The 21481-nt window shown below is 39.0% G+C and carries 16 protein-coding genes; 7 read left to right on the top strand and 9 right to left on the bottom strand.

Annotated elements, in window-relative coordinates; all coding sequences use genetic code 11:
• Positions 1-2988 carry a tetratricopeptide repeat protein gene (locus tag BC751_RS15640; protein ID WP_130276472.1) on the bottom strand — a complete coding sequence of 996 codons (2988 nt, stop codon included), beginning with the start codon at positions 2986-2988 and terminating at the stop codon, positions 1-3.
• A gap of 17 nt (positions 2989-3005) precedes the next feature.
• A complete protein-coding gene (holA, locus tag BC751_RS15645; protein ID WP_130276473.1) occupies positions 3006-4028 on the bottom strand; it encodes a DNA polymerase III subunit delta in 1023 nt (340 codons plus the stop codon).
• A 131-nt stretch (positions 4029-4159) separates the two neighbouring features.
• On the opposite strand from holA, the gene BC751_RS15650 reads away from it, so the two are divergent.
• Positions 4160-4888: a tetratricopeptide repeat protein gene (locus BC751_RS15650; protein WP_130276474.1), complete on the top strand. Its 729-nt coding sequence runs from the start codon at positions 4160-4162 to the stop codon at positions 4886-4888.
• Here the strand turns inward: BC751_RS15650 and BC751_RS15655 are convergent.
• Both BC751_RS15655 and BC751_RS15660 read right to left on the bottom strand, forming a co-directional pair.
• Positions 4885-5727, bottom strand: a complete 843-nt coding sequence (locus BC751_RS15655) for a universal stress protein (protein WP_130276475.1) — start codon at positions 5725-5727, stop codon at positions 4885-4887. The two genes, BC751_RS15650 and BC751_RS15655, sit on opposite strands and share 4 nt — an antisense overlap.
• Before the next feature lie 12 nt (positions 5728-5739).
• Positions 5740-6660: a 2-hydroxyacid dehydrogenase gene (locus BC751_RS15660; RefSeq protein WP_130276476.1), complete on the bottom strand. Its 921-nt coding sequence runs from the start codon at positions 6658-6660 to the stop codon at positions 5740-5742.
• Positions 6661-6819: 159 nt separating this feature from the next.
• Between BC751_RS15660 and BC751_RS15665 the strand changes: the two genes are divergently transcribed.
• A complete protein-coding gene (locus BC751_RS15665) occupies positions 6820-7671 on the top strand; it encodes a DUF2911 domain-containing protein (RefSeq protein ID WP_130276477.1) in 852 nt (283 codons plus the stop codon).
• A 273-nt stretch (positions 7672-7944) separates the two neighbouring features.
• Complete coding sequence (gene serA, locus BC751_RS15670) at positions 7945-9837, top strand: phosphoglycerate dehydrogenase (protein ID WP_130276478.1); 1893 nt, start codon at positions 7945-7947, stop codon at positions 9835-9837.
• A 264-nt stretch (positions 9838-10101) separates the two neighbouring features.
• Here the strand turns inward: serA and BC751_RS15675 are convergent, their stop codons facing one another.
• Positions 10102-12921, bottom strand: coding sequence for an outer membrane beta-barrel family protein (locus BC751_RS15675; protein ID WP_207226903.1), 2820 nt, complete (start codon positions 12919-12921; stop codon positions 10102-10104).
• A gap of 77 nt (positions 12922-12998) precedes the next feature.
• Positions 12999-13742: a GLPGLI family protein gene (locus BC751_RS15680; protein WP_207226905.1), complete on the bottom strand. Its 744-nt coding sequence runs from the start codon at positions 13740-13742 to the stop codon at positions 12999-13001.
• A 128-nt stretch (positions 13743-13870) separates the two neighbouring features.
• On the opposite strand from BC751_RS15680, the gene BC751_RS15685 reads away from it, so the two are divergent.
• Both BC751_RS15685 and BC751_RS15690 read left to right on the top strand, forming a co-directional pair.
• Positions 13871-15325, top strand: coding sequence for a sensor histidine kinase (locus BC751_RS15685; protein ID WP_130276480.1), 1455 nt, complete (start codon positions 13871-13873; stop codon positions 15323-15325).
• Positions 15322-16002, top strand: coding sequence for a response regulator transcription factor (locus tag BC751_RS15690; RefSeq protein WP_130276481.1), 681 nt, complete (start codon positions 15322-15324; stop codon positions 16000-16002). The genes BC751_RS15685 and BC751_RS15690 overlap by 4 nt, the downstream gene beginning before the upstream one ends.
• Before the next feature lie 21 nt (positions 16003-16023).
• On the opposite strand, the gene BC751_RS15695 is transcribed toward BC751_RS15690, so the two are convergent.
• Positions 16024-17010 (bottom strand): bile acid:sodium symporter family protein, encoded by a 987-nt coding sequence (locus tag BC751_RS15695; RefSeq protein WP_130276482.1) that lies wholly within the window; start codon positions 17008-17010, stop codon positions 16024-16026.
• 1 nt (position 17011) lies between these two features.
• Positions 17012-17779 (bottom strand): TrmH family RNA methyltransferase, encoded by a 768-nt coding sequence (locus BC751_RS15700; RefSeq protein WP_130276483.1) that lies wholly within the window; start codon positions 17777-17779, stop codon positions 17012-17014.
• A 54-nt stretch (positions 17780-17833) separates the two neighbouring features.
• Between BC751_RS15700 and tamL the strand changes: the two genes are divergently transcribed.
• Together tamL and BC751_RS15710 are read left to right on the top strand one after the other, a co-directional pair.
• On the top strand, positions 17834-20215 hold the full coding sequence (tamL, locus tag BC751_RS15705; protein WP_130276484.1) for a translocation and assembly module lipoprotein TamL: 2382 nt from the start codon (positions 17834-17836) through the stop codon (positions 20213-20215).
• Positions 20216-20231: 16 nt separating this feature from the next.
• The gene (locus BC751_RS15710) at positions 20232-20522 is read left to right on the top strand and encodes a hypothetical protein (RefSeq protein ID WP_130276485.1); all 291 of its coding nucleotides are present in this window, start codon (positions 20232-20234) and stop codon (positions 20520-20522) included.
• A gap of 46 nt (positions 20523-20568) precedes the next feature.
• Here BC751_RS15710 and BC751_RS15715 read toward each other — a convergent pair whose 3' ends face one another.
• Positions 20569-21480 (bottom strand): YihY/virulence factor BrkB family protein, encoded by a 912-nt coding sequence (locus tag BC751_RS15715; RefSeq protein WP_130276486.1) that lies wholly within the window; start codon positions 21478-21480, stop codon positions 20569-20571.
• Position 21481: the final 1 nt, after the last annotated feature.

The following is a 21481-nucleotide window of genomic DNA, read 5'->3' on the forward strand; positions in this document are numbered from 1 at the left end:
TTATTTAATGCTTGATAATTTTTCCTGAGCCATTTTTTTGATTTCCGGGTTAGTTGACCTTTCCACAATGGATTCCAATGTGGCTTTGGCCTGAAACTCCTCTCCCAACTTCAGGTAATTCTCAGCCAGGAGGATGAAACACCTGCCGTACCAATAATCATAGCCGCTGTACGGGCTGGAAAAGTCAAAAATAACGTCATTGCTTTGACTGAAACTTCCTCTCTTATGATACGATTCTGCCAATAAGAATAGCCCTTCTGCTCCCTGTACGGACTTATATTCGTTGATCAGGTCACGCAGTGTCTCTTCAGCCCGACCTACCTGATTGGATCTTTGATAGGCTTTCGCTTTCAATAAAAGTGCTTCCGGAATAGCATCTCCTGTGACACTTCCCAAAGCAATTACCCTATCAGCATAAAACAGCGCTGAATCAAATCTTGTGGTTTGGTAATGTGCCTGCATCAGGCCGTTCAAAGCCTCATATTCTTCAATTTGATTTCTGGCATTTCTAGCAGATTCTCTCAAATATGGCAGCGCTTTTTGGAAATTCTTATTCTCCATTTCTATGGCTGCAATCCTTTGTACGGCCCTCAGTCTTTGAGGTGACTCCCTTTCCCTGTCTATTTGGTAAAAGAAATCCAAAGCCTTTTCTTTTCTTCCTGCCCTGTAATGGGATTCCGCTATAAAAAACACAGCTTCTGCCCTATTGGACGCTTGTGGATAATTTCTCAGATATTCTTCAAAAGCCCTTATGGACTGTTCCCATGAATTGGCAAAATAAAGGGATTTCGCAGACTCAAATTCAAGATTCTGAAGGCTTCTGTTATCAGGGTTGGCACTTCTATATCGTGATGCATATTGGGAAAATTCCGCTGAACGTCCCTGAAGTGCCAAAGCCTCCTGAAGCCCTACGAGGGCAGTCTGGGCATTGTTGGAATTGGGATGATTTTCCAGAATTCGTTTATAATCATCAATGGTAGCATTATAATTCTGCAAAGAGAAATTGGCCACTGCCCTGCCTTCCAATGCAAAGGGAATAAAAGGACTGTTTGGACGGGTATTGATCAACCTTGTAAAGCCATCTCTTGCTTCAGCATAATTCATTTCCTCCATGTTGATCTGGGCCTTTTGGAAAATGGCATCTTCCAGATACAGGCTGTTTGGATAATTATTGATCAGCATATTCATTTGCTGAATGGCTTCACTGTTGCGGTTTTGGAAATTGTAAACTACCCCGCTTCTGAAATAAGCATAATCGATATAATCACTTCTTTCTCTGATGGCCCTTTGGAAAGTATTCTGGGCATCGGCGAATTTTTTCTGGACATAGTAGGTATCCCCCAATCTGATCAGCGCTTCGTCATAATTCTCTTTATCGGGGCGTCCCTGTAATCGGTCTACATAATTTCTAAATTGAACCTCAGCTCTTGCATATTGCTCGGAATTAAACAAAGCATATCCCAATCCATAATAGGATTTGATCAGGAAAGGATCATTTGCTCTTGGCCTGCTTGCCTGAACGGCTTCATAGGATCTGATGGCCTGATTGAGGTCTCCCTTAGCCGCAAAGTTTTCACCTTTCCAGAAATGAACCTGCACTACCAAATCTCTATCGACAGGCGTAGATAATGACTTGTCAAAATAAGTTGTAGCCAAATCATAGCGCTTGTCTCGGTAATAAACTATGCCTTGGTAAAAGGTAATTTTTTGATAGGCCTCCCTAATCCGATCGGACTTTCTTGGCATTTTTTCAATATGCTCAATAGCCCTTAGATAATTATTGGTATTGATCAGTGCATCGGTTAGGAGGCTCTCAGCTTCCCTTGCATACCTGCCATTGGGGTAATTGTCAAGATAAGTATCCAGAGCATTCACTGCATCCTGAAAACTCCCCCTTTCCAGATTGACTTTGGCATAATTGATCAAGGCATCTTCTTTGATGGACCTGTTGGCATCACTTTTAAAGGCAGCATTGAAACTATTGGATGCAAATTGAATATTGTTCAATTTCAGGTAAGCGTGGCCAAGGTAATAACTGGAAACTTGGCCTATTTCATCATTTTCGACGGCAGAAACTTTCAGGTAATCTGTGGCACGCTGGAAATTTTGGATTTCAAACTGGGCAATACCTGCTTTGTAAATTTGGGCCCTGGTCAATTCCCCCCTTCTTGCATTTACAAATGCATCATAGTTAGCGGCAGCTTTTGGGAAATTTCTTTTTTCAAAATAAGCCTCGGCTAAATAGAGATGGATCTCTTCCCTCCTATCCAAGTTTCTCCTGTTGGCCAAAACTGGCTCTGCATAATTAATCAACTCATCATATTGGCCCTGTTTATAATAGGCACCGGCAAGCATATAAGGGACCTTACTGGCATAAAAAGCTGCCTTATCTGCTTCTTTAAAATCAGCAATGGCCTGATTGAAATTTCCCTGTTCCAGTGCAATAAAACCCGCATAATAATGCGCATCGGGCTTGTATTGGTTAGGTTGAAGCTTGACTGCGTTGAAATACCGCAGCGCATTGTTGTTGTCCTTTAACTGGAAAAAACCATACCCGATCTTAAAGTTAACTTCCGATCCTTGTTCAAAATCCACCTTGTTGAGGTTCACTTTTTGGAATGCCCGGATAGATTCCCTGTAATTCCTTTTCTCAAAAAAGAAATCACCCAATAAATGTGCTGCCTGGTTGGTGGTGGGGTGATCAGGATTCTTTCTCATGAAATAATACACCAAATCTGATGCAGCGGGGTCATCAATTTTAAGTGCAGAAACCGCATGGAGAAAGTCGGCCTGCACTTGGGGTTCCTCATCCAAATCCTTTAACCTGAAATTGTCAAATTCATACTTGGATGCGCTGAAAAGGTTTTTTTGGTAAAGTTCAAAATTATCGTCAAGCTCTTTGATTTTGCTTGTTTGATACAGACTGGACTGTCCGTATCCGGTTATGCTGATGCCGGTTAGCAAAAGCAGATAAAGGCTTTTTTTCATAGTCAAAAGCTACAGTTTTAATGCATGATCTTAAATATCATTTCCCGAAGAATCTCTGCTTCATCCATCCCACCGGAATCTACGCCTTTAGATCGTAAATCAGCTTCTTGAATATAGCCAAAACAATCAATAACCTTGCCTAAATGATAGTTTTTTGACGCTGATTTGTATTCTTTTAAAAAATAGGGGTTTACACCTGTGATTTTTGCCAATTCTGCATCGCCCATGGACTTATTGGCATGCAATAAGGCGATTTTGGCGAAGTAGTTGTAAATCAGCGCAATCATAGGAATAAGGGGATTGCTTTTGGGATTTTGGGAAAAATAATGAATGATTTTATTGGCTTTGACCACATCCCTAAAGCCAATAGCTTTGAGCAATTCAAAGTTATTGTACTCTTTATTGATGCCCACATATTTTTGGATATGGTCTTTGGTTATAGAGGTGGGTTCAGTGAAATTGATAAAAATTTTGGAAAGTTCGTTAGATATAACCTCCAGGTTATTGCCTATACTATCTGCCAAAAAGGAAGATGTATTGGCATCAATATGATGGCCCTGTGATTTCACATAGGCTTCAATCCAGGCAGGTAACTGAAAATCCTTAATTTTCTCAGAAGTGACCAGGATGGCTTTTTTATCCAACTCCTTAGTCAAAGGCTTTCTTCCGTCAATTTTTTTGTATTTATGAGCAAAAACAAGGATGGTGCTTGGCAAAGGGTTTTGAAGATAACTTATCAGTAGCGCATCGACTTCCTCTTTGCCCAAGCTGGGGATATTCTGAGCTTCTTTGACAATGACCACTTGTCTTTCTGCCATCATGGGAAATCTTCTGGCATTACTCAAAATCACATTCATGGGGGCGTCCTTGCCATACATCACGACCTGATTGAATCCCTTTTCATGCTCGGCAATGGCATTTTTTTCGATGAAATTACAGATCTGGTCAATAAAAAAAGGTTCTTCACCCTGTAAAAAATAAATCGGGGCGTACTTGCCGCTTTTGAGATCCTTTAATACATCTTCTACTTTACTGGCCATATTCCTGATTTGATGTCAAAGATATAAAGAATTCAAATTCCCGAAAGGAATTACAATTTTGTCAAGTGTTATTTTTTAAACTTTATCCCGACTATTTTTGTATAACAATTAGATCAGAAATCCATTACAAAGTGAGCAATTTTGAAATTTCAATAAAATACTTCAAGGAAGGAAAATTTGAGGAAGCGCTTGTCCAAATCAATCACTGTATTGCATCAGATGCATCCAATTTGGAATTTTATTTCTTTAGGGGAAGAGTGTTCAGCAGATTGGGAAACCTCGAGTCTGCTTTGAACGACTTCGATTATCTCGTTGGGATGGAACCTTATAATCCCACTTATATCAGTGACCGTGCTGTAGTCCTTCACCTTTTGAAAAGAAATCAGGAAGCACTGGAAGAATTTGACCGGGCATTGAACCTTGAACCGCTTAATCCTTACCGATATTCAAGCCGGGCTTTTTTCAAAGACAGGATCGGAGACCTCAAAGGGGCCATTGAAGATTATGAAAAAGCCATTGAACTAGACCCTGAAGATGCTGTAGCTTATAACAACAAAGGACTTGTAGAGGAAAAATTGGGTTATAAAGAAAAATCCCAAAAGAGTTTCAAAAAAGCCGATGAACTGATTGGTTACAAACCAACTCAAAACACTGTGGAGACGGATGAAAAATCAGGCAAAAACGGATTCCCAACCATTGGTGGAAAAACTCAGGAAAAACAAGTGCAAGAAACTCCTAAAAGCCAAAAACTAACAGTTTCAAATTATTTGGAGACGTTAAAAAACGTCCTGACGGACAAAAAGACACAACAGGAATTTTGGGATTTTATAAAGGCAGGGTTCAAAAAAAGGGCTGATTAGGCCCTTTTTAGAACCAACAGGGGTTTATTGATAAAATAGGACATTTTTCGAGAAAGATTCTTGGTAAACACCTGTTCAAACCAGGTCTTTTTCTTACTTAATGTTACCAATATATCTCCTTTTGCGGTGATCAGGTAATTTTCAAGACCAAGTCCGGGTTCATCCCGGTAAGACTTCAATACATAGTTTACTTTATCGTATTTGATAAAAGGCTCAATTTCCTGGATCATGAGCTGGTGAAGACCTCTATCAATCGTTTTTTCTTTGGAACTTACATGAACCATGTCAATTTCACTATTGAAAAATTTCGCCATTTCCACGACTTTCTGTATAGCAATCTTGTCTTCTTCCAAATAATCGGTAGCATAGACAAATTTCCTGGGAGGCTTAAAATAAACTCTCCTTGGAATAATCAGGACATCAATTTCTGACCTTTCCACCACTTTACTGCTCCGGGTACCGATATAGTTCTGTTTAAATTCATTGACACCTTCGGTTCCCATCACAATAAGATCAATCTGATTTTCTTCGGCGTAGGTCAAAATGGTTTTTACAGCCTTTCCCTCCAAAATGACAGCTTTGCAGGAATGCAATCCTTTTGAAGTGCTTTCCTCCTGTACAGTCTTTACGAGGTTATCCAGTTTTTTTTGAATAAAAGCATATTGATCAAGGGCTTTTGAATCCCCTGCTGAAAGCTTTTGATAATCCTCCCTGTCAGGCACATGAAAAAGGATCAGGTCTGCCCCGTATTTTTCTCCTAATTTGGCGGCATATTCAATGGCATTCAGGGAACATTCAGAAAAATCTGTTGGGCATAAAATTTTAAAATAATTGGCCATAATATTTTGGGTTTAATATCCTTTGATCCTATCAATTTGATTGATTAAAGGTTCGTGTTTTAACATTCTGTGATAATTCTCAACGATTTGAGGAGAAGCAGCCTCCGGATTGGTTACACTGGCTATATGTGGTGTAATGGTAATTTCCTCCCTGTCCCAAAAGGGATGGCTTGGGGGCAAAGGCTCCTGGTGAAATACATCCAATAAAGCTCCTGAAAGAAAGCCCTCATCCAAAGCAGTCAATAAATCTTCTTCCACAAGATGCCTTCCTCGCGCTACATTGATCAAATAAGTCCCCTTGTTGCATCTCCTGAATAATTCAATATTTAGTATCCCTTCGGTTTCAGCTGTAAGCGGCAACATACAAACAAGGACATTGACACTGGCCAAAAACTCATCTATTTTTGTCTTGTCAAAATAAGGATATTCCAAATTCTCCTTCGGACTGTTTCCAAAACCGGCAACGGGAATATTCATGAATTGAAGTTTTTCAATGACATCACCCCCTAATTCTCCTACACCCATTATACCTACAGTGATTGGAATTTCCGGATTAGACATATCCCAGACTTTCCTTTTTTTATCCTTTTGATACCTGTCTATCTGCCTATGGAAATTCAGCACTCCCATAATCACATAATTTGTCATCGAAAAAGTCAATTTACCGTCAACAATTCTGGTGATGGGCAGGTATTGTGGAATACTTTCATCAGAGAGTATATGGTCGACTCCTGCACCCATAGAACAAATCAATTTGAGATTGGGAAACTTGGACAAAATCCCTTTGGGATGCTGCCATAAAATCACGGCCTGCACCTCTTTTTCATCAGAAATGTCAGGATAAACCTGAATACTTATTTTCTGATCTAATTTTTTTATATTTTCGACCCAAACAGTTACATCTCTTCCAGGTGAAATAATTGCAATACCCATTGCGTTTGTTTTAAATCAACAATTAAAGCTCTTAGAGAATTGTAAAATAATTAGTTGGTTTGGATTCATCAAATGACTACTTAAAACAAATTTATAGGATTCATTTAAAATTCAAAAAAAAGATAGTAAATAACATTAATTTCATAACAAAAATCAAAAATGAAAAACAAAGCCACATTATTCACCCTAATTGTATTGTTTTTGGGTTTTTCAGAAATGAAGGCGCAGCAAATACAGATGCCTCAGGCGAGTCCCGCAGCACAGATCAGTCAGAAAGTAGGACTTACAGATGTATCTGTAGAATACAGTAGACCTAGCATGAAAGGAAGAAAAATTTTTGGAGAGCTGGTGCCTTATGGTCAGGTTTGGAGAACCGGGGCCAATGCTGCTACCATCTTGACATTTTCCACTGATGTGAAGGTAGAAGGCAGAAATTTGCCGGCAGGAAGTTACGCACTGTACTCGATACCTGGAAAATCAAGCTGGACAATCATACTTTCCAAAAACACCAAACTTTGGGGGGCTGTGGGGTATGATGCTTCAGATGATGTAATGCGATTTACCGTGAAGCCTGGCAAAACAGGTCAGAAATATGAAACTATGGAGATCAATTTTGTAGATGTTACGGATACCGGGGCTTCCATTGCACTGAAATGGGAAAATACCAGGGTAAAATTCAGGATTGAAACCGAAGTGGATGATATCGTTATGGCACAGATCAAAGAACTGGTAATCGATCAAGAACCTCAGAATCCAGGGCTTTACTATCAGGCAGCAAACTACTATTTCACCAACAACAAAGACATGAACCAGGCTTATGAATGGATCAAAAAATCTGTAGATGCAGATCCCAAATACTGGACCATGCACCTTAAAGCAAAAATTGAACTGGCTTTGGGAATGAAGAAAGACGCTTTGGAAAGTGCACAGAAATCTATGGAAATGGCTAGAGAGGCCAAAAACCCAGATTATGTGGGATTGAATGAAAGGTTGATCAAATCCATCAAATAACAAAGATAAAAACCATTTATATGGAAAAGTGGCCTGAAAAGGACCACTTTTCTTTTTTCTGTTTGTTCATTTTCTAATTTCTGGGTGATTCTATCGAATCTAAGAATATCGGGTTAACAAAAAAATAGATTAGATTATTTGGGTTTAAACGCCATTCAATCGATTTCATTTCTTAAGTGCCAAAAATCACAAAAGTATTTTGTTCAATCAAAGGGATTATTTTTTAATAATATTTTAATTTTGAGCTAGAAAGATAAAAAATCAGCAACTGAAATGCCCAGCAACAAAAAATTTATCATTGATTTTGACAGTACATTTACCCAAGTAGAAGCATTAGACGTGTTGGGGGAAATAAGTCTAAAAAACGATCCAAACAGGAAAGAAAAATTACAGGCTATCAAGGACATTACAGATATGGGAATGGATGGCTCCCTCAATTTTAGAGAGAGCTTGGAGAGAAGACTTAGTATTTTGGAAGCAAGTAAACCCCAGATCGATGAACTGATAGATGCCTTAAAAGCTAAAGTTTCCAAATCTTTCAAGAGAAATAAAGAGTTTTTACAGGAGCATGCGGATGATATCATCATAATTTCAAATGGCTTCAGAGATTTCATAACACCTATCGTAAGTGAATATGGTATCAAGCCGGAAAATGTTTTTGCAAATGAATTTATCTATGATGAGTCAGGTAAAATCATAGATTTCAACAGAGAAAATGTACTTTCCAATAATGGTGGAAAAGCAGAAACCATTAAAAGGCTTAATTTGGAAGGTGACATTTATGTTATTGGGGATGGGTACACAGACTATGAAATTAAGGCCTCCGGGCTTGCCAATAAATTTTATGCATTTACAGAAAATGTAGAGCGGGCAAAAGTCACTGCTAAGGCAGACCATATTGCTCCAAGTTTAGATGAAATCTTATATGTAAACAAGATGAACAAAAAATTCTCCTACCCAAAAAGCCGGATCAATGTACTGCTTTTGGAAAATGTACATCCGATTGGAATCGAACTGATGAAACAAGAAGGATACAACGTAGAAGTGATTTCTTCAGCACTTTCCGAAGATGAGCTTACAGAAAAAATTAAGAATGTGAGCATCTTAGGTATCCGTTCCAAAACCAATGTAACAAAGAAAGTATTGGAAAATGCAAACAGACTGATTTCCATTGGGGCTTTTTGTATCGGTACTAATCAGATAGACCTTGAAACCTGTACTGAAAAAGGAATCGCCGTTTTCAATGCACCCTTCAGCAATACCAGGTCTGTGGTAGAGATGGCCATAGCGGAGATAATATTTTTGATGCGGAACTTCCATGATAAAAGTTTGGGTATGCATCAAGGCAAGTGGGATAAATCGGCTACCGGAAGTTTTGAAATAAGAGGTAAAAAATTGGGAATTTTAGGCTATGGAAATATTGGAGCCCAATTATCTGTGCTGGCGGAAAGTATGGGTATGGATGTTTATTATTATGACGTAATAGAAAAATTAGCCTTGGGAAATGCTACCAAACTGGATTCCTTAGATGAACTTTTGCTTACCTGTGATGTCATCAGCTTACATGTAGATGGTAGAAAAGAAAATAAAAACCTGATCAATGAAGCCAAAATTGGCCTTATGAAAAATGGTGCCTATCTTCTCAACTTAAGTAGAGGTCATGTGGTGGACATCAAAGCCTTAAAGAAAGCCTTGGATAGTGGACACTTGGCAGGAGCAGCCATAGATGTATTTCCAGAAGAACCAAAGAATAATAATGAACCTTTTGTATCTGAGCTGATAGGAACCAGGAACACCATTCTTACACCACATATAGGTGGATCAACTTTGGAAGCACAACAGAATATTGCCCGTTTCGTGCCCGGGAAAATAATGGATTATATCAATACGGGAAACACCTTTAATTCAGTGAATTTCCCAAACATCCAATTGCCTTTCCTCAAGGATGCACATAGATTGATCCATATCCACCACAACGAGCCAGGTGTTTTGGCCAAAATCAATCAGTGCTTAGCCAAACATGAAATCAATATTGTGGGTCAATACTTGAAAACAAACGAGAAAATAGGTTATGTGATCACCGATATTGACAAAGCTTATTCCCCGGAAATCATAGAAGTAATGAAAAAAATCCCTGGTACAATAAGGTTCAGGGTCTTGTATTGAATCCAGAAAGAGAAAAAAGGCTTTCCCATTGTTTGTGAAAGCCTTTTTTTTAACATATAAGCTTTCCTTTTTATTTCGTACTTTTAATTTGAAAATAGCCTTCAGTTATATCCATGGGAATAGGAACTCAAATCGTATTATTGTTGATTCTACTTCATTTGATTGTTGGCTTTGCCTTCATTTTTTCCCTTCTTATGCCCCAAAAAGACAAGTCGGAAAAAGGCAAAAACCACTAAGGGTTTAATGTGGCAAGTTTACATTTTTTCAGTTCATCATTCGCATGATCCTCATCCCCCCTCCTGGCCTCGATAAGTTATTCATCGGATTCAAATTGCTGTTCAGTTTGTAAGTAAAACTCAGCATAACAATTCTTCCCAGGTTATTTGTAACAGTTTGTTCAATGAAATTGACATCTGCCCTTTGTGAAACGCCAAAATTCTGGTTAAGTAAATTCTGCCCTGATATTCGGATTTCTCCTTTATTGCCCTTGAGAATGAACCTGCTGATTGCAAGATTCAGAAGGGGTATGGATTCATTGAAATCCGTGGTCCTGGACTTATATTTGAGGTAATTGAAATTACCCAAAAAGCTGTAATGCTTTAAAAAATTAACGCCCAGTTCAGCATTAAAATTTTGATTGAAAAACAATTGATTTTGTTCAGGGCTGAAATCATAGGCTGTTTCCTGGCGATTGATGTTGGCAGATAGACCTAAATTAACAAATTCCTTCCAGTTGTAATCGTAACGTATATTTCCTCCCAGACTGCTGATCCGGATGACATCTTCCAGCTCATTGATCATATTGTAGCCCTGATTGTACAATATATTGGGACCTACATTGAACCTGCTGTTCAATGGTTTGATTGGAAAACCCAAATTGATATTGGTATTGGCCATCAAACTGTTTCTTACATTCATTGGAGTAATTGTTCGAACAAGTCTTTCATCGATGCTTTGGGCATTTACTATTGCGTTTTCAGTAAAATTCACAAAAGCACTGGCAAAAAGGTTTATGAATTTTCCCACATCAAAACTATTGTAATTTACCCGCCAACTATGGACAAAAGCAGGCCTCAATTCGGGATTACCTACATAAATGTTCAAGGGGTCTGCATTATTGATCACAGGCTGCAATTGCTCAATAGTGGGTTCTGTAACAGAAGTCTGATAATTGAACATCAGGTTTTTGGTATTGCTGAAGCCATAATTCATTCTCAAACTGGGCAACAAATTCTCAAAACTGTTACGGATAATTTCATCAAACAGCAGCAATTCGCCATTCAATCTTGTAGCTTGAAGGGCAATCCCTGCTACCAGGTTATACTTCCTGGAATTGTAGGAGAAGTTTGCCCCTGGGCGATGGTAAGTATAAACGGAATTGAACTTATTGCTTAGCTGTTGATTGAAAACCCTATTTTCCCCTTCTATATCATAGACTTCCCTGTTTACGTCATTTAAATTTTGTCTGAAATTATAGACCAATTCCAGGTATTTCCGTCCACCTAATGGTTCAGTATAGGAAAGATTTCCACCATAATTGAAAGAGGTATTTTTTTGAAAATTTTCCTGCCTTATGATTTCCAATCCGGGATTAGTCCCAAAAAATTCATTTTCTGCATACAAACTCCCTTCATAATCCCCGGCATTGTATCCAAATACCAAATTGGCAGATAGGGTTTTACCAGGCTTGGAAAAACGATGTCTGATCAACAACTCAGTATTGAGTTGGTAATTGTCCCCCTGTGTTAGGTTACTTCTTTCTCCCCTGTTCAATAAGTTGCCCTCCTGATCTCTGTTAGAACTGACACTGTTTACCAATCCATCACTGAGGGTATATTGACCATTGGTGGTTGACCGTAGTGAATTCAAACTATCTATCTTATGGTCTAAAATAAGATTCAAGCGGTGATTGGCAGACATGTTATCCTGAAAACTATTTTCATTAAAGTTGACATCCCCTTCCGGAAAAAAATTCAGACGGTCGGTGTTTTGAGTGATCCTATGATCAATCTGATTGAAAAAATAGCTGCTTCTCATTTGTGTTTTCTTATTGAAATCCTTATTAAGGTTAGTACCTATGGCATGGCTGTTCATAATCCCATTAAATCTTTGACCATTGTTCAAAGGTATGGGTGACTGTCCACCTCCTGGACCTCCAACTGTAATCCGAACCATTCCTCCCCCACTGTTGGCCATACTTTGTAGTCCGCCCTGAAAATTAATATAGTCATCAATAGAGAAGCCTTGCTCATTGGTATTGTTTGACATTCCCAAGAAGGAAAGCTGCTGTTGATCCGAAAATTTGTTGAGATTCCCCCGAATCGCATAGCGGTCATCTGAACCATAACCACTGGTGATATTCCCAAAGAATCCCTTTTTATGACTGTCTTTCAACTTCAGGTTGATGGTTTTCTCCCTTTGGCCATCATCAATTCCAGTAAACAGCGCTTGTTCTGACCGTCGATCAAGTATCTGAACCTTGTCAATGGCTTCTGCCAAAAGGTTTTTCGTTGCCAGTTTAGGATCATTTCCAAAAAACTCCTTTCCATCTACCAAGACCCTTCTTACTGTCTCTCCCTGAGCTTTGATGTTCCCATCAGCATCAATTTCCACACCAGGAAGTCTTTTCAAGAGATCTTCAACATTGGCATTGGGCATGGTTTTAAATGAACCGGCATTGAACTCTATGGTATCTTTTTTTATCGTGACAGGCGCAATAGCTTCCACAGTAAATTCATCCAAATCCGCTGTTTTTTCCTGGAGGCGGATTTCACCTAAAACCAATTGACTTATTTCCTTGGGTTTTTGGATAACTTTTGAAAAACTTGAAAAACCTACAAAAGATACCTGTAGCAACAATTCATCTTCCCTAAGATTTTTTATCTCAAAATACCCTACAGGATTGCTAACGCCAAAGGTCACCAAAGTGGAATCTTTAGGGTCCAAAAGGGTAATGGTAGCAGAAGGAAGTGCTTTACCTTCCTTGTCCATGACGGTTCCTGACACTGACCATCTATTTATCTGGGCTGCTACTTGAACACTGGTCAAAAAAATGATTGAAATTGCTAAGAATATCTTCTGCATGGGAATTATTTTTCTTGTTTCAGAAATCGGAATCTGATTTTAAATCTCTTCTTGTTTTTTGCTTCTTGTTTCTAAGTTTAATTCCTGATCATCATCCTAAATCCCCCCTGACCACTCTGGGCTCCCATTTTTTCCATTTGTTCCTGGACCATAGCCCTGTATGCTTCTTCGGATATTTCTTGTCCTCCCTTTGGAATTTTAAGCTCATTTTTCTTTAAGGCCCTCAAGTCAATTTTATCCGCAGTAATAATGATGTCATCCGTGTTGATACTAACTTCCAAGATAAGTCCAGGTAGGCCATGAAAACTTTCCGGACCTATGGGTAATCTGATTTCCTCGGTATACCAAGCGACGATTTCTCTTTGATTTTCATCTGTATAAAAGGCATTTTTGCAAATCATGCCCTGGATCTCTTTGGTATCCTGCCCCAATTTCCAGGGTATTCTCGAGGTTTCTTTTTGTATGATGTATTTCTTGCCCATAAATTCCCGCAACTGGGTCATGATTTCAGAAGACCTGTCCACATAAGTTTCATTTTGAATCACCATCCGCATCATCCTAGGTCCACCCGCACCAGGCCCCTGATCAAATGGGTTCTCATCTATCGGAACAGGTTTGTAAAGGCTCTCATCTCCACTAAATACAAGGAGGTTTTCGGTGACATTGAATTCAGGGATCATTTTTTTCATTTCTTCCTGTTCGGCAGGCATGCGCTTGTGCACATTGACTTTTGTCGAGTAGGTAATGATGCCCTGATCGATTTGTTGGGATATAAATGCCCAAGAGGCACAGGCAAACATGGCTAAAAGGTATTTTTTCATGATATTGGAATTTTGTTGGTCCAAAAGTAGGATAAGAAAAATAAAGTGCAGGTTAAGCAACCTGAATACAAGGTTAATTAAGGTTAATGGCTGAAAGCAAAGGAAAATAAACCCTTTATATTTGTCCTATGCAACGAAAAAACCTCCGCTACTTGATACTTATGGTGGCCAGTGTCCTGACGGTCCTGGTGTTGCAGTTTTTTTGGCTTAAATCTGTTTACAATGATTACAAGACAAGTCTAAAACAGGAGGCCGCCTTATTGTTTGCCAACACAGTCACTGACATGTTAGATTCATTGGTGCTCCGGAAAATGACTCCTGTTTTTATACCAGGTATGCCGGATACTGCTTTTATCAGACCTTTGCAAATAGGAAAAAAAACCACGCAGGATACTATAAGATCCTTTAGAATTGAAATCAGACAGGGCGAAAATGAAGCTGGGACCAAAGGTCGAGTCAACAGACAAATTCAGGTCATTTCCAGTGGGGAAAATGTACCCCTTGATTCGCTCAGGTCAGTTGTTCGTCCCTTAATGCTTGGTCTGGACAGTTTGGGGGAGGGTAAAAAATTCACTTTCAGATTGGATGAAGAAACGCTGTCTCCTGAAGAAATAGAATCTACTTTCGAAAAGGCACTAATTGCGAGAGGTTATGAGGTAAATGCAAAGGTAAGAAAATATCATATAGAAGAGCCTTTATCCCAATTGCCAAAAAATGTCATTGATCTCAAGGAAATAAGGATTCCATTTGGCACAAGGATACAGGGATACTTATATAATTACCAAGTATTCCTTTATAAAAAAATGATTGTGCCATCTTTATTCGCATTGTTGGTAGTACTGTTTATAAGCTGGTCGATGTTAGCCATGTACAGGAACATGCTTAAGCAACAAAGGCTCAACCTTCTCAAAAATGATATTATCAGCAATATCACGCATGAATTGAAAACCCCGGTGGCAACAGTAGCCATCGTTCTAGAGTCTTTGGAAAACTTTGGAAGCCAACAAAAAGAAGCTTTAAGGAAAGAATATATTCAAATTGCCAAAAACGAACTGAAAAGACTTACCCAAATGGCAGAAAATATCCTTACTTCCAGTCTTTTGGAAAAAGAGCAAAAGGTAAGTTTTAAACCCATCGAATTGGATGTGCTGCTGGAGGAAAAGATCCAGTCATTTAAACCCATTTTGGATCACCAAAATTTTGAATTTCAGTACATCAAAGAAGGAAAGAATTTTTCTATAATTGGGGATTGGGAAAAACTTGGACTCGTCATTTTTAATTTGTTGGACAATGCTGTCAAATACAGCAAGGAGGAAAAAAATATTCAAGTGAAATTACGGGAATCTGGGGGAAAAATCATCCTTCAGATTCAAGATAAAGGGATTGGGATACCGGAAGCTTACCAAAAGGAAATTTTTGAAAAATTCATCAGGGTACCACAACAGGATGTACATGATGTTAAAGGATATGGTTTGGGCCTCGCCCAGGTAGCAGAAATTATCCGCTTACATGATGGGAAAATTTCCCTTGAGTCCAAAGTGGGACAAGGATCTGTTTTCACCCTTCAATTTCAACAAGTATGACCAGAATATTGTATGTAGAAGATGAGCCTGCATTGGGAAAAATTGTGAAAGAAAGCCTTCAAAGCAGAAATTATGAGGTTCTCATGGCAGAAGACGGAATCAGTGCACTTAAATTATTTCCCGATTCCAAAGTTGACATCTGCGTATTGGACATTATGCTTCCCAAAATGGATGGCTACACCTTGGCATTGTCTATCAGAAAATTGTCCCCTCAGATCCCAATTTTATTCTTAACCGCCAAAAGTCAGGTAGATGATGTAGTGAAGGGTTTTCAATCCGGTGGCAATGATTATCTCAAAAAGCCATTCAGCTTGGAAGAATTGATCGTCAGGATAGAAAATCTCCTGATGTTGACCAATGGTCAAAAACAACAGGCGAAGCAGGAAATCATTTTCGGGAAATTTGTTTTCAATCCAAGCCGATATGAGTTAAAAGACCCAGAAGGAGCGGTTAAAAGACTGTCTTACAAAGAAGCGGGAATTTTATCCCTATTGCTGGAAAATGCCAATCAAACCACTGAAAGAAAAGAAATTTTGATGAGTTTATGGGGAGATGACAGCTATTTCAATTCAAGAAATCTGGATGTATATATCACCAAACTAAGAGACTATCTGAAGGCTGATCCACAAGTTGAGATCATCACCATCAAAGGAATAGGTTATTATTTTTCGGTGTAATATTAATTCTGCTCTGATATACTATTTTTTGTTTTCACCTAAACGTTGGGCCAAGGCTGAGCCTGCCATCAACTGTAATGCATGATATATCATCAAAGGCAGCAAGATCACACCAAAAACGACCGGATCCGGAAACATCACCCTGCCCATGACAGCCCCCTGAACCAATGATTTTTTGCTTCCACAGAACATAACTGTAATCGTATCTTCTCTGGAAAACCTGAACCCAACCGAAATGAAGTACATCAGGACCAGCATGAATCCAAAAAATACCAGCATCAGTACACTTAGACCAATTAAGGCCCAGGTGCTCTGACCTGCAAACATATCCTCGGCAAATGATTCAGCAAAAGCAGTAAATACAATTAATAAAATAATCCCCTGATCGAAGTTTTTTAAGGCCGTTTGGTATTTATTGACAAAACCGATCAATCGGTGATGGAGTAAAAGACCAATGATTACAGGAAACAATACCTGAAAACTCAACTTGATAAAAGTATCTGTAAGATCAAAGGATACAGAGGTCTCTGGCAACATGATGTCCATCCAAATAGGCGTGATGAAGATGCCCACCATACTGGAAATGCTGGCATTGAAAATAGCTGCGGGTAGATTCCCTCCAGCGATGGAGACCATGACAACCGAAGAAGAAACAGTAGAAGGCAATGCTGCCAAATAAAAGGTTCCCAACCAAAGATAACTCCCCTCCTCTCCAAAAAAGGCATAAAATAGCAATACCACTAAGGGGAAAATCAAAAAAGTAGTTGCCTGAACCACTATGTGCAATTTCCAATTGGCCAACCCTTCCCATAATTTTTGAGGGCTCAACTTGACCCCATAAAAAAAGAAGATAATAGAAATTCCTGCACCTGTAATGGCTTTTAAAGGAAGCGGACTATCTGCTGTTCCCCACTCAGGAAAAATCTTAGCCAAAAAAATCATCCCGATCAGTAAAAGGAAAAAAGTATTCAACCCAACTCTTCGAAGGGTATCTCTGAGTTTTGTCATTTTATCTTAAGCGTTTAGATTGGATATGTTCCTGTCTTCTGATGTTGTCGCAGATAATGGATGTAGCAATTGCCACATTCAATGATTCTGCATGTCCATATTTCGGAATGGAGATTTTCCTATTTACCTGCTTGCCAATTTTGTGACTGATGCCATTGGATTCATTGCCCATCAGAATGATTCCTCCATCGCCAAAATTTACATCGTAAATATTCTCCCCTTCCAAAAAAGCACCATAGATCACAGGGTTCGACTTGGTGAAATAGGCTTCCAAATCTGTGTAGAAAAATGCTACCCTGGTAAAACTCCCCATACTGGCATGCAGCACTTTTGGATTATAGATATCTGCCGATTCATTGGAAATCAAGAGTTTATTGATTCCATACCAATCGGCTATTCTAAGGATAGTGCCCAGGTTGCCAGGATCCCTTACATCGTCCAAAGCAATTGCCCATTCATTTGACTTTAAGTCAAATGGTATGTTGTCTTTTATCTTTGCAACAGCCAAAGCACTGTCATTGGATTGAAAAGTTCCTGCATTTTCAAGCTCTTTTTGACTGACTTCAAAAAGTGCTACCCCTGAGTCAGGAATAAAATGATGAAATTCACTTGCAAACTTTTCGGTAAATAAAAGATGGGTGACCTCAAAATCTGACTGAAGCAATTCCGTTACATTTTTTGAGCCTTCGACAAAAAAAGACTGTTCCTCTTTACGGAATTTTTTCTGTTGCAAGGATTTAATAAACTTAAGCGTATTTTTGCTTAACATTCGGATAATTTCGGAGTAGTGAACAAGTCCAAATATATAAACTTTCTTTTTCTGATGATTTTAATTTCTTCCTGTTCTTTGACCAAAGGACTGAAAGAAGGGGAATATTTACTGTACGATATCGATGTTCACGGGAATAAGCTGACAAATAAAAATGATCTTTTGAGCCTGGCAAGACAGGATCCAAATACCAGAATTCCATTGCTCAATACCTCCATTGGCGTTTCTCTGTACAGATTTGGGGAATGGACCTATGATAGCCTGAAGCCTTTGGAAAAAAAAGCCAGATATGAACAAGAAAGGCTTGAGCTTCTCCGTCTTGAAACTACCTCGGAAGGTCTTTCCAAAAAGCAGCAGAAAAGACTGAACAAGGTGAATAATATCCTCAGTTCATTGAATAAAAAAATTGAGTTTGGAAATTTTTTTATGAGGACTGGTAATCCAAGGGTCATATTGGACAGTGCAAAAACGGAGGAAAGCCGAAGACAAATGGCCAATTTCCTCTTAAACAATGGTTTTTTTGACGCCAAAACAGATTTTGAGGTAAAGACCAAAAGGAAAAAGGCATATGTTACGTACTTGATTGAAGAAAACAGTCCTTATTTGGTGGATACTTTTTATACCCGATCCGATGATGAAAATATCTATCTCATTCTTGAAAATTCTGCTAATAAATCCAATATTAAACTTTCCAGTCGGTATGACCAATCTGCCATAACCAGAGAAAGACAAAGGGTGGAAGATATTCTTAAGGATAATGGATATTATACCTTTTCAAGGTCATATATCGAATATAATGTCTATAAAGACACAGTTGAAAAAAAAGTTGATATTGAGCAAGTAATCCGAAAACCGGTATTTGCTGATAAACACCAGGTATTTTTTCTGGACTCAGTGTATTTTTCCATTGACCCTCCTTCCACCGAATTCTTCGATGAAGGAAAAAAGAGTACCTACAGGGATATCAACTTTGAATTTTATGAGGATAAATATTCTGAAAAAATCATAGCCTCCAGGATCTTTTTAAATAAGGGAGACCTTTATAAGCGTACAGATGTCATCGAAACACAAAGGCAATTGGCCAACCTTGATTTGTTCAGGTTTGTGAATATTGCCTTTGATACCTTAGGCAACGTACTTAGGCCTAAAATTTTTACCCAGCCAAACCAAAAATATCTGGTAACCAATCAATTGGGTGCAAGCATTACAGAACAGGTCCCTGGCCCGTTTTTTAGCCATTCTTTAAGAAACAGAAACCTGTTTAGAGGTGCAGAAATATTTGAATTTTTTTTCCGTGCGGGTTTGGAAGGAGTGGTATCTGCAACCGGTGAAGGGGGTGTATTCCGCAGCCGGGAATTGAACACTTCTGCGTCGGTAATTTTTCCTCAGTTCTTATTTCCATTTAATCAAAGTTCCCTTCAAAAATTTGGTCGGTATAATCCCAATACAAGGACTTTAATTGGTTACAATTACGTAAACAGACCAGAATACATCAGGGAAAGTGTCAATGGAATCGTTGCGTACAACTGGAATACCAGAAACCTCAGGCAACAATACACTTTCAATGTGCTGGATGCCAACTTTATCCGGTCCAACCTCAACAGGGATTTCCGTCAATTGTTGGAAGATTTGCAAAACCAGGGAAATAACCTGATCAATTCTTTCCTGCCTTCTTATGTGAGCAGTATTTCAGGGCAGGTTATCATCAATTTTAATCAATATGGGCTGTTTCAAAAAAACCGCGCTTCCTTATGGAGAATTTTCCTGGAAAGCGGCGGAACAACCCTGAATTTCTTTAATGAGGATTTTATCAATAACCGAAATTTGGCTTACTTTCAATTTTTAAAATTCCAGTCCGATTTCAGGAGATATATTCCCCTATCAAGGAACCAAACATTTGCTTACAGGCTGAATCTTGGAATGGCAAGGCCTTATGGCATCAGTAATGGTGTCTTACCTTACGAAAAGTATTTCTTTGCAGGAGGTAGTACGGGTATCAGGGCCTGGCAACCCAGACGTTTGGGACCGGGATCTTTTACCCCCGAAACATTGGAAGACGGAACATTTGATTACCGTTTTGAGCAGCCAGCGGATATTCTTTTTGAAGGCATGTTTGAACTTCGTTCAAAACTGTATGGGTATTTTGATGGGGCATTTTTCATTGATTTGGGAAACAGCTGGACTTTTCAGGAAGATTTAACCAGACCAGGTGCCAATTTTGAATTTGACCGGTTTTGGAGGGAGATAGCTGTAGGAACAGGATTAGGATTGAGGATGGATTTCGATTTCCTTGTTTTCAGGTTGGACATGGGGGTCAAGGCTGTAGATCCTGCCAGACCCATCGGGGAAAGATTCATTTTGGGTAATTTCTTTAAGAGTTTCCTTGGAGCAAGGGGACAAACTGTATTCAACATTGGTATAGGATATCCATTTTAACATAAACCAATTCAAAATGGAATTTGAAAGCTTTATTCAGTCAGTTGCGCAGCAAAAAAAACCAGGAAATCTAAGTAGGCAATTGGAAGCCTTATGGTATGATGGGATCGGTGATTGGCAAAAAGCCCATGATTTGGCTGATGGACCTTCAGATCGACTTTCAGCCAGGGTACATGCCTACCTCCATAGGAAAGAGGGAGATTTGTGGAATGCAGATTACTGGTACAAAAGAGCGGGAGAAGCAAGACCTTCCTGTAGCTTGAATGAAGAATGGGAACTTTTGGTAAAGCGGATGCTTGAAATGTAAGGAAATTGACAACCACTTCAACCTACATAATCAATAGTTACGGAAATCAATCAGCATTTAATTCTCTTAACTCAACTTTAACAGCCTGCGGGAGAGGAACTACGCCACCTCCTACATGCTCTGCCAAATAATAGGTCAATTGACCACCAAAAAGGATGATGACCAGAGAATAATATATCCAAACCAATAAAACAGCGAGGGAACCCGCAGCACCATAGGTGGAATCCAGGTCACTGTTGGCTATATAGATACCTATCAAATACTTCCCAATCCCAAAGAGGACCATCGTTATAATGGCCCCGAGCCAGGTGTCTTTCCACCTCACCTTCGCATCTGGTAAAATCTTGAACATAAGGGCAAAAATCACAACCAATACCAATTGGCTAACAACGAAGTTTATTATGGTAAAAAGTTGGATATTGATATCCCCTATGAAGTCGGTAAGGTATTCACTGATGATGACCAGAGCGGCTTCCAAAATCAAAGACGCAATCATCACCATTCCTATGGAAGCTACCATAAGAAAACCCAAAAGCCTGTTGATGATGTATTTTAAAATACCCTTTTTTGGTTTTGCTTTAATGTGCCAGATATGGTTGATGGCATTTTGAAGGCTCATAAAAACGGTGGTGGCACTGAATGCCAAAATCAAAAATGCAATGATGTAAGCAATCCCAAATTGTGGACTTGCCACATAATTTCCCAGCACTTCTTCCAGGGTAGCCCTGCTTTCTTCGCCTGCCATGACTTCTACCTGAAGCATTATCTCATCCTTCATTTCGGATTGGCTTAAAAAAGTAGCCCCGATATTGAGCAAAATAAGCAATAGGGCGGGTAAGCTGAAGATAGTATAAAAAGCCGTAGCTGCAGCCAAATTCATGGATTCCCCACTGGTGAAATCCATGATGCTGTCCTTCAAAATTTTAAATAGGTTATACTTTTGAATTTGCTCTAACATG

The organism is Cecembia calidifontis, from assembly GCF_004216715.1.
Taxonomy (GTDB): Bacteria; Bacteroidota; Bacteroidia; order Cytophagales; family Cyclobacteriaceae; genus Cecembia_A; species Cecembia_A calidifontis.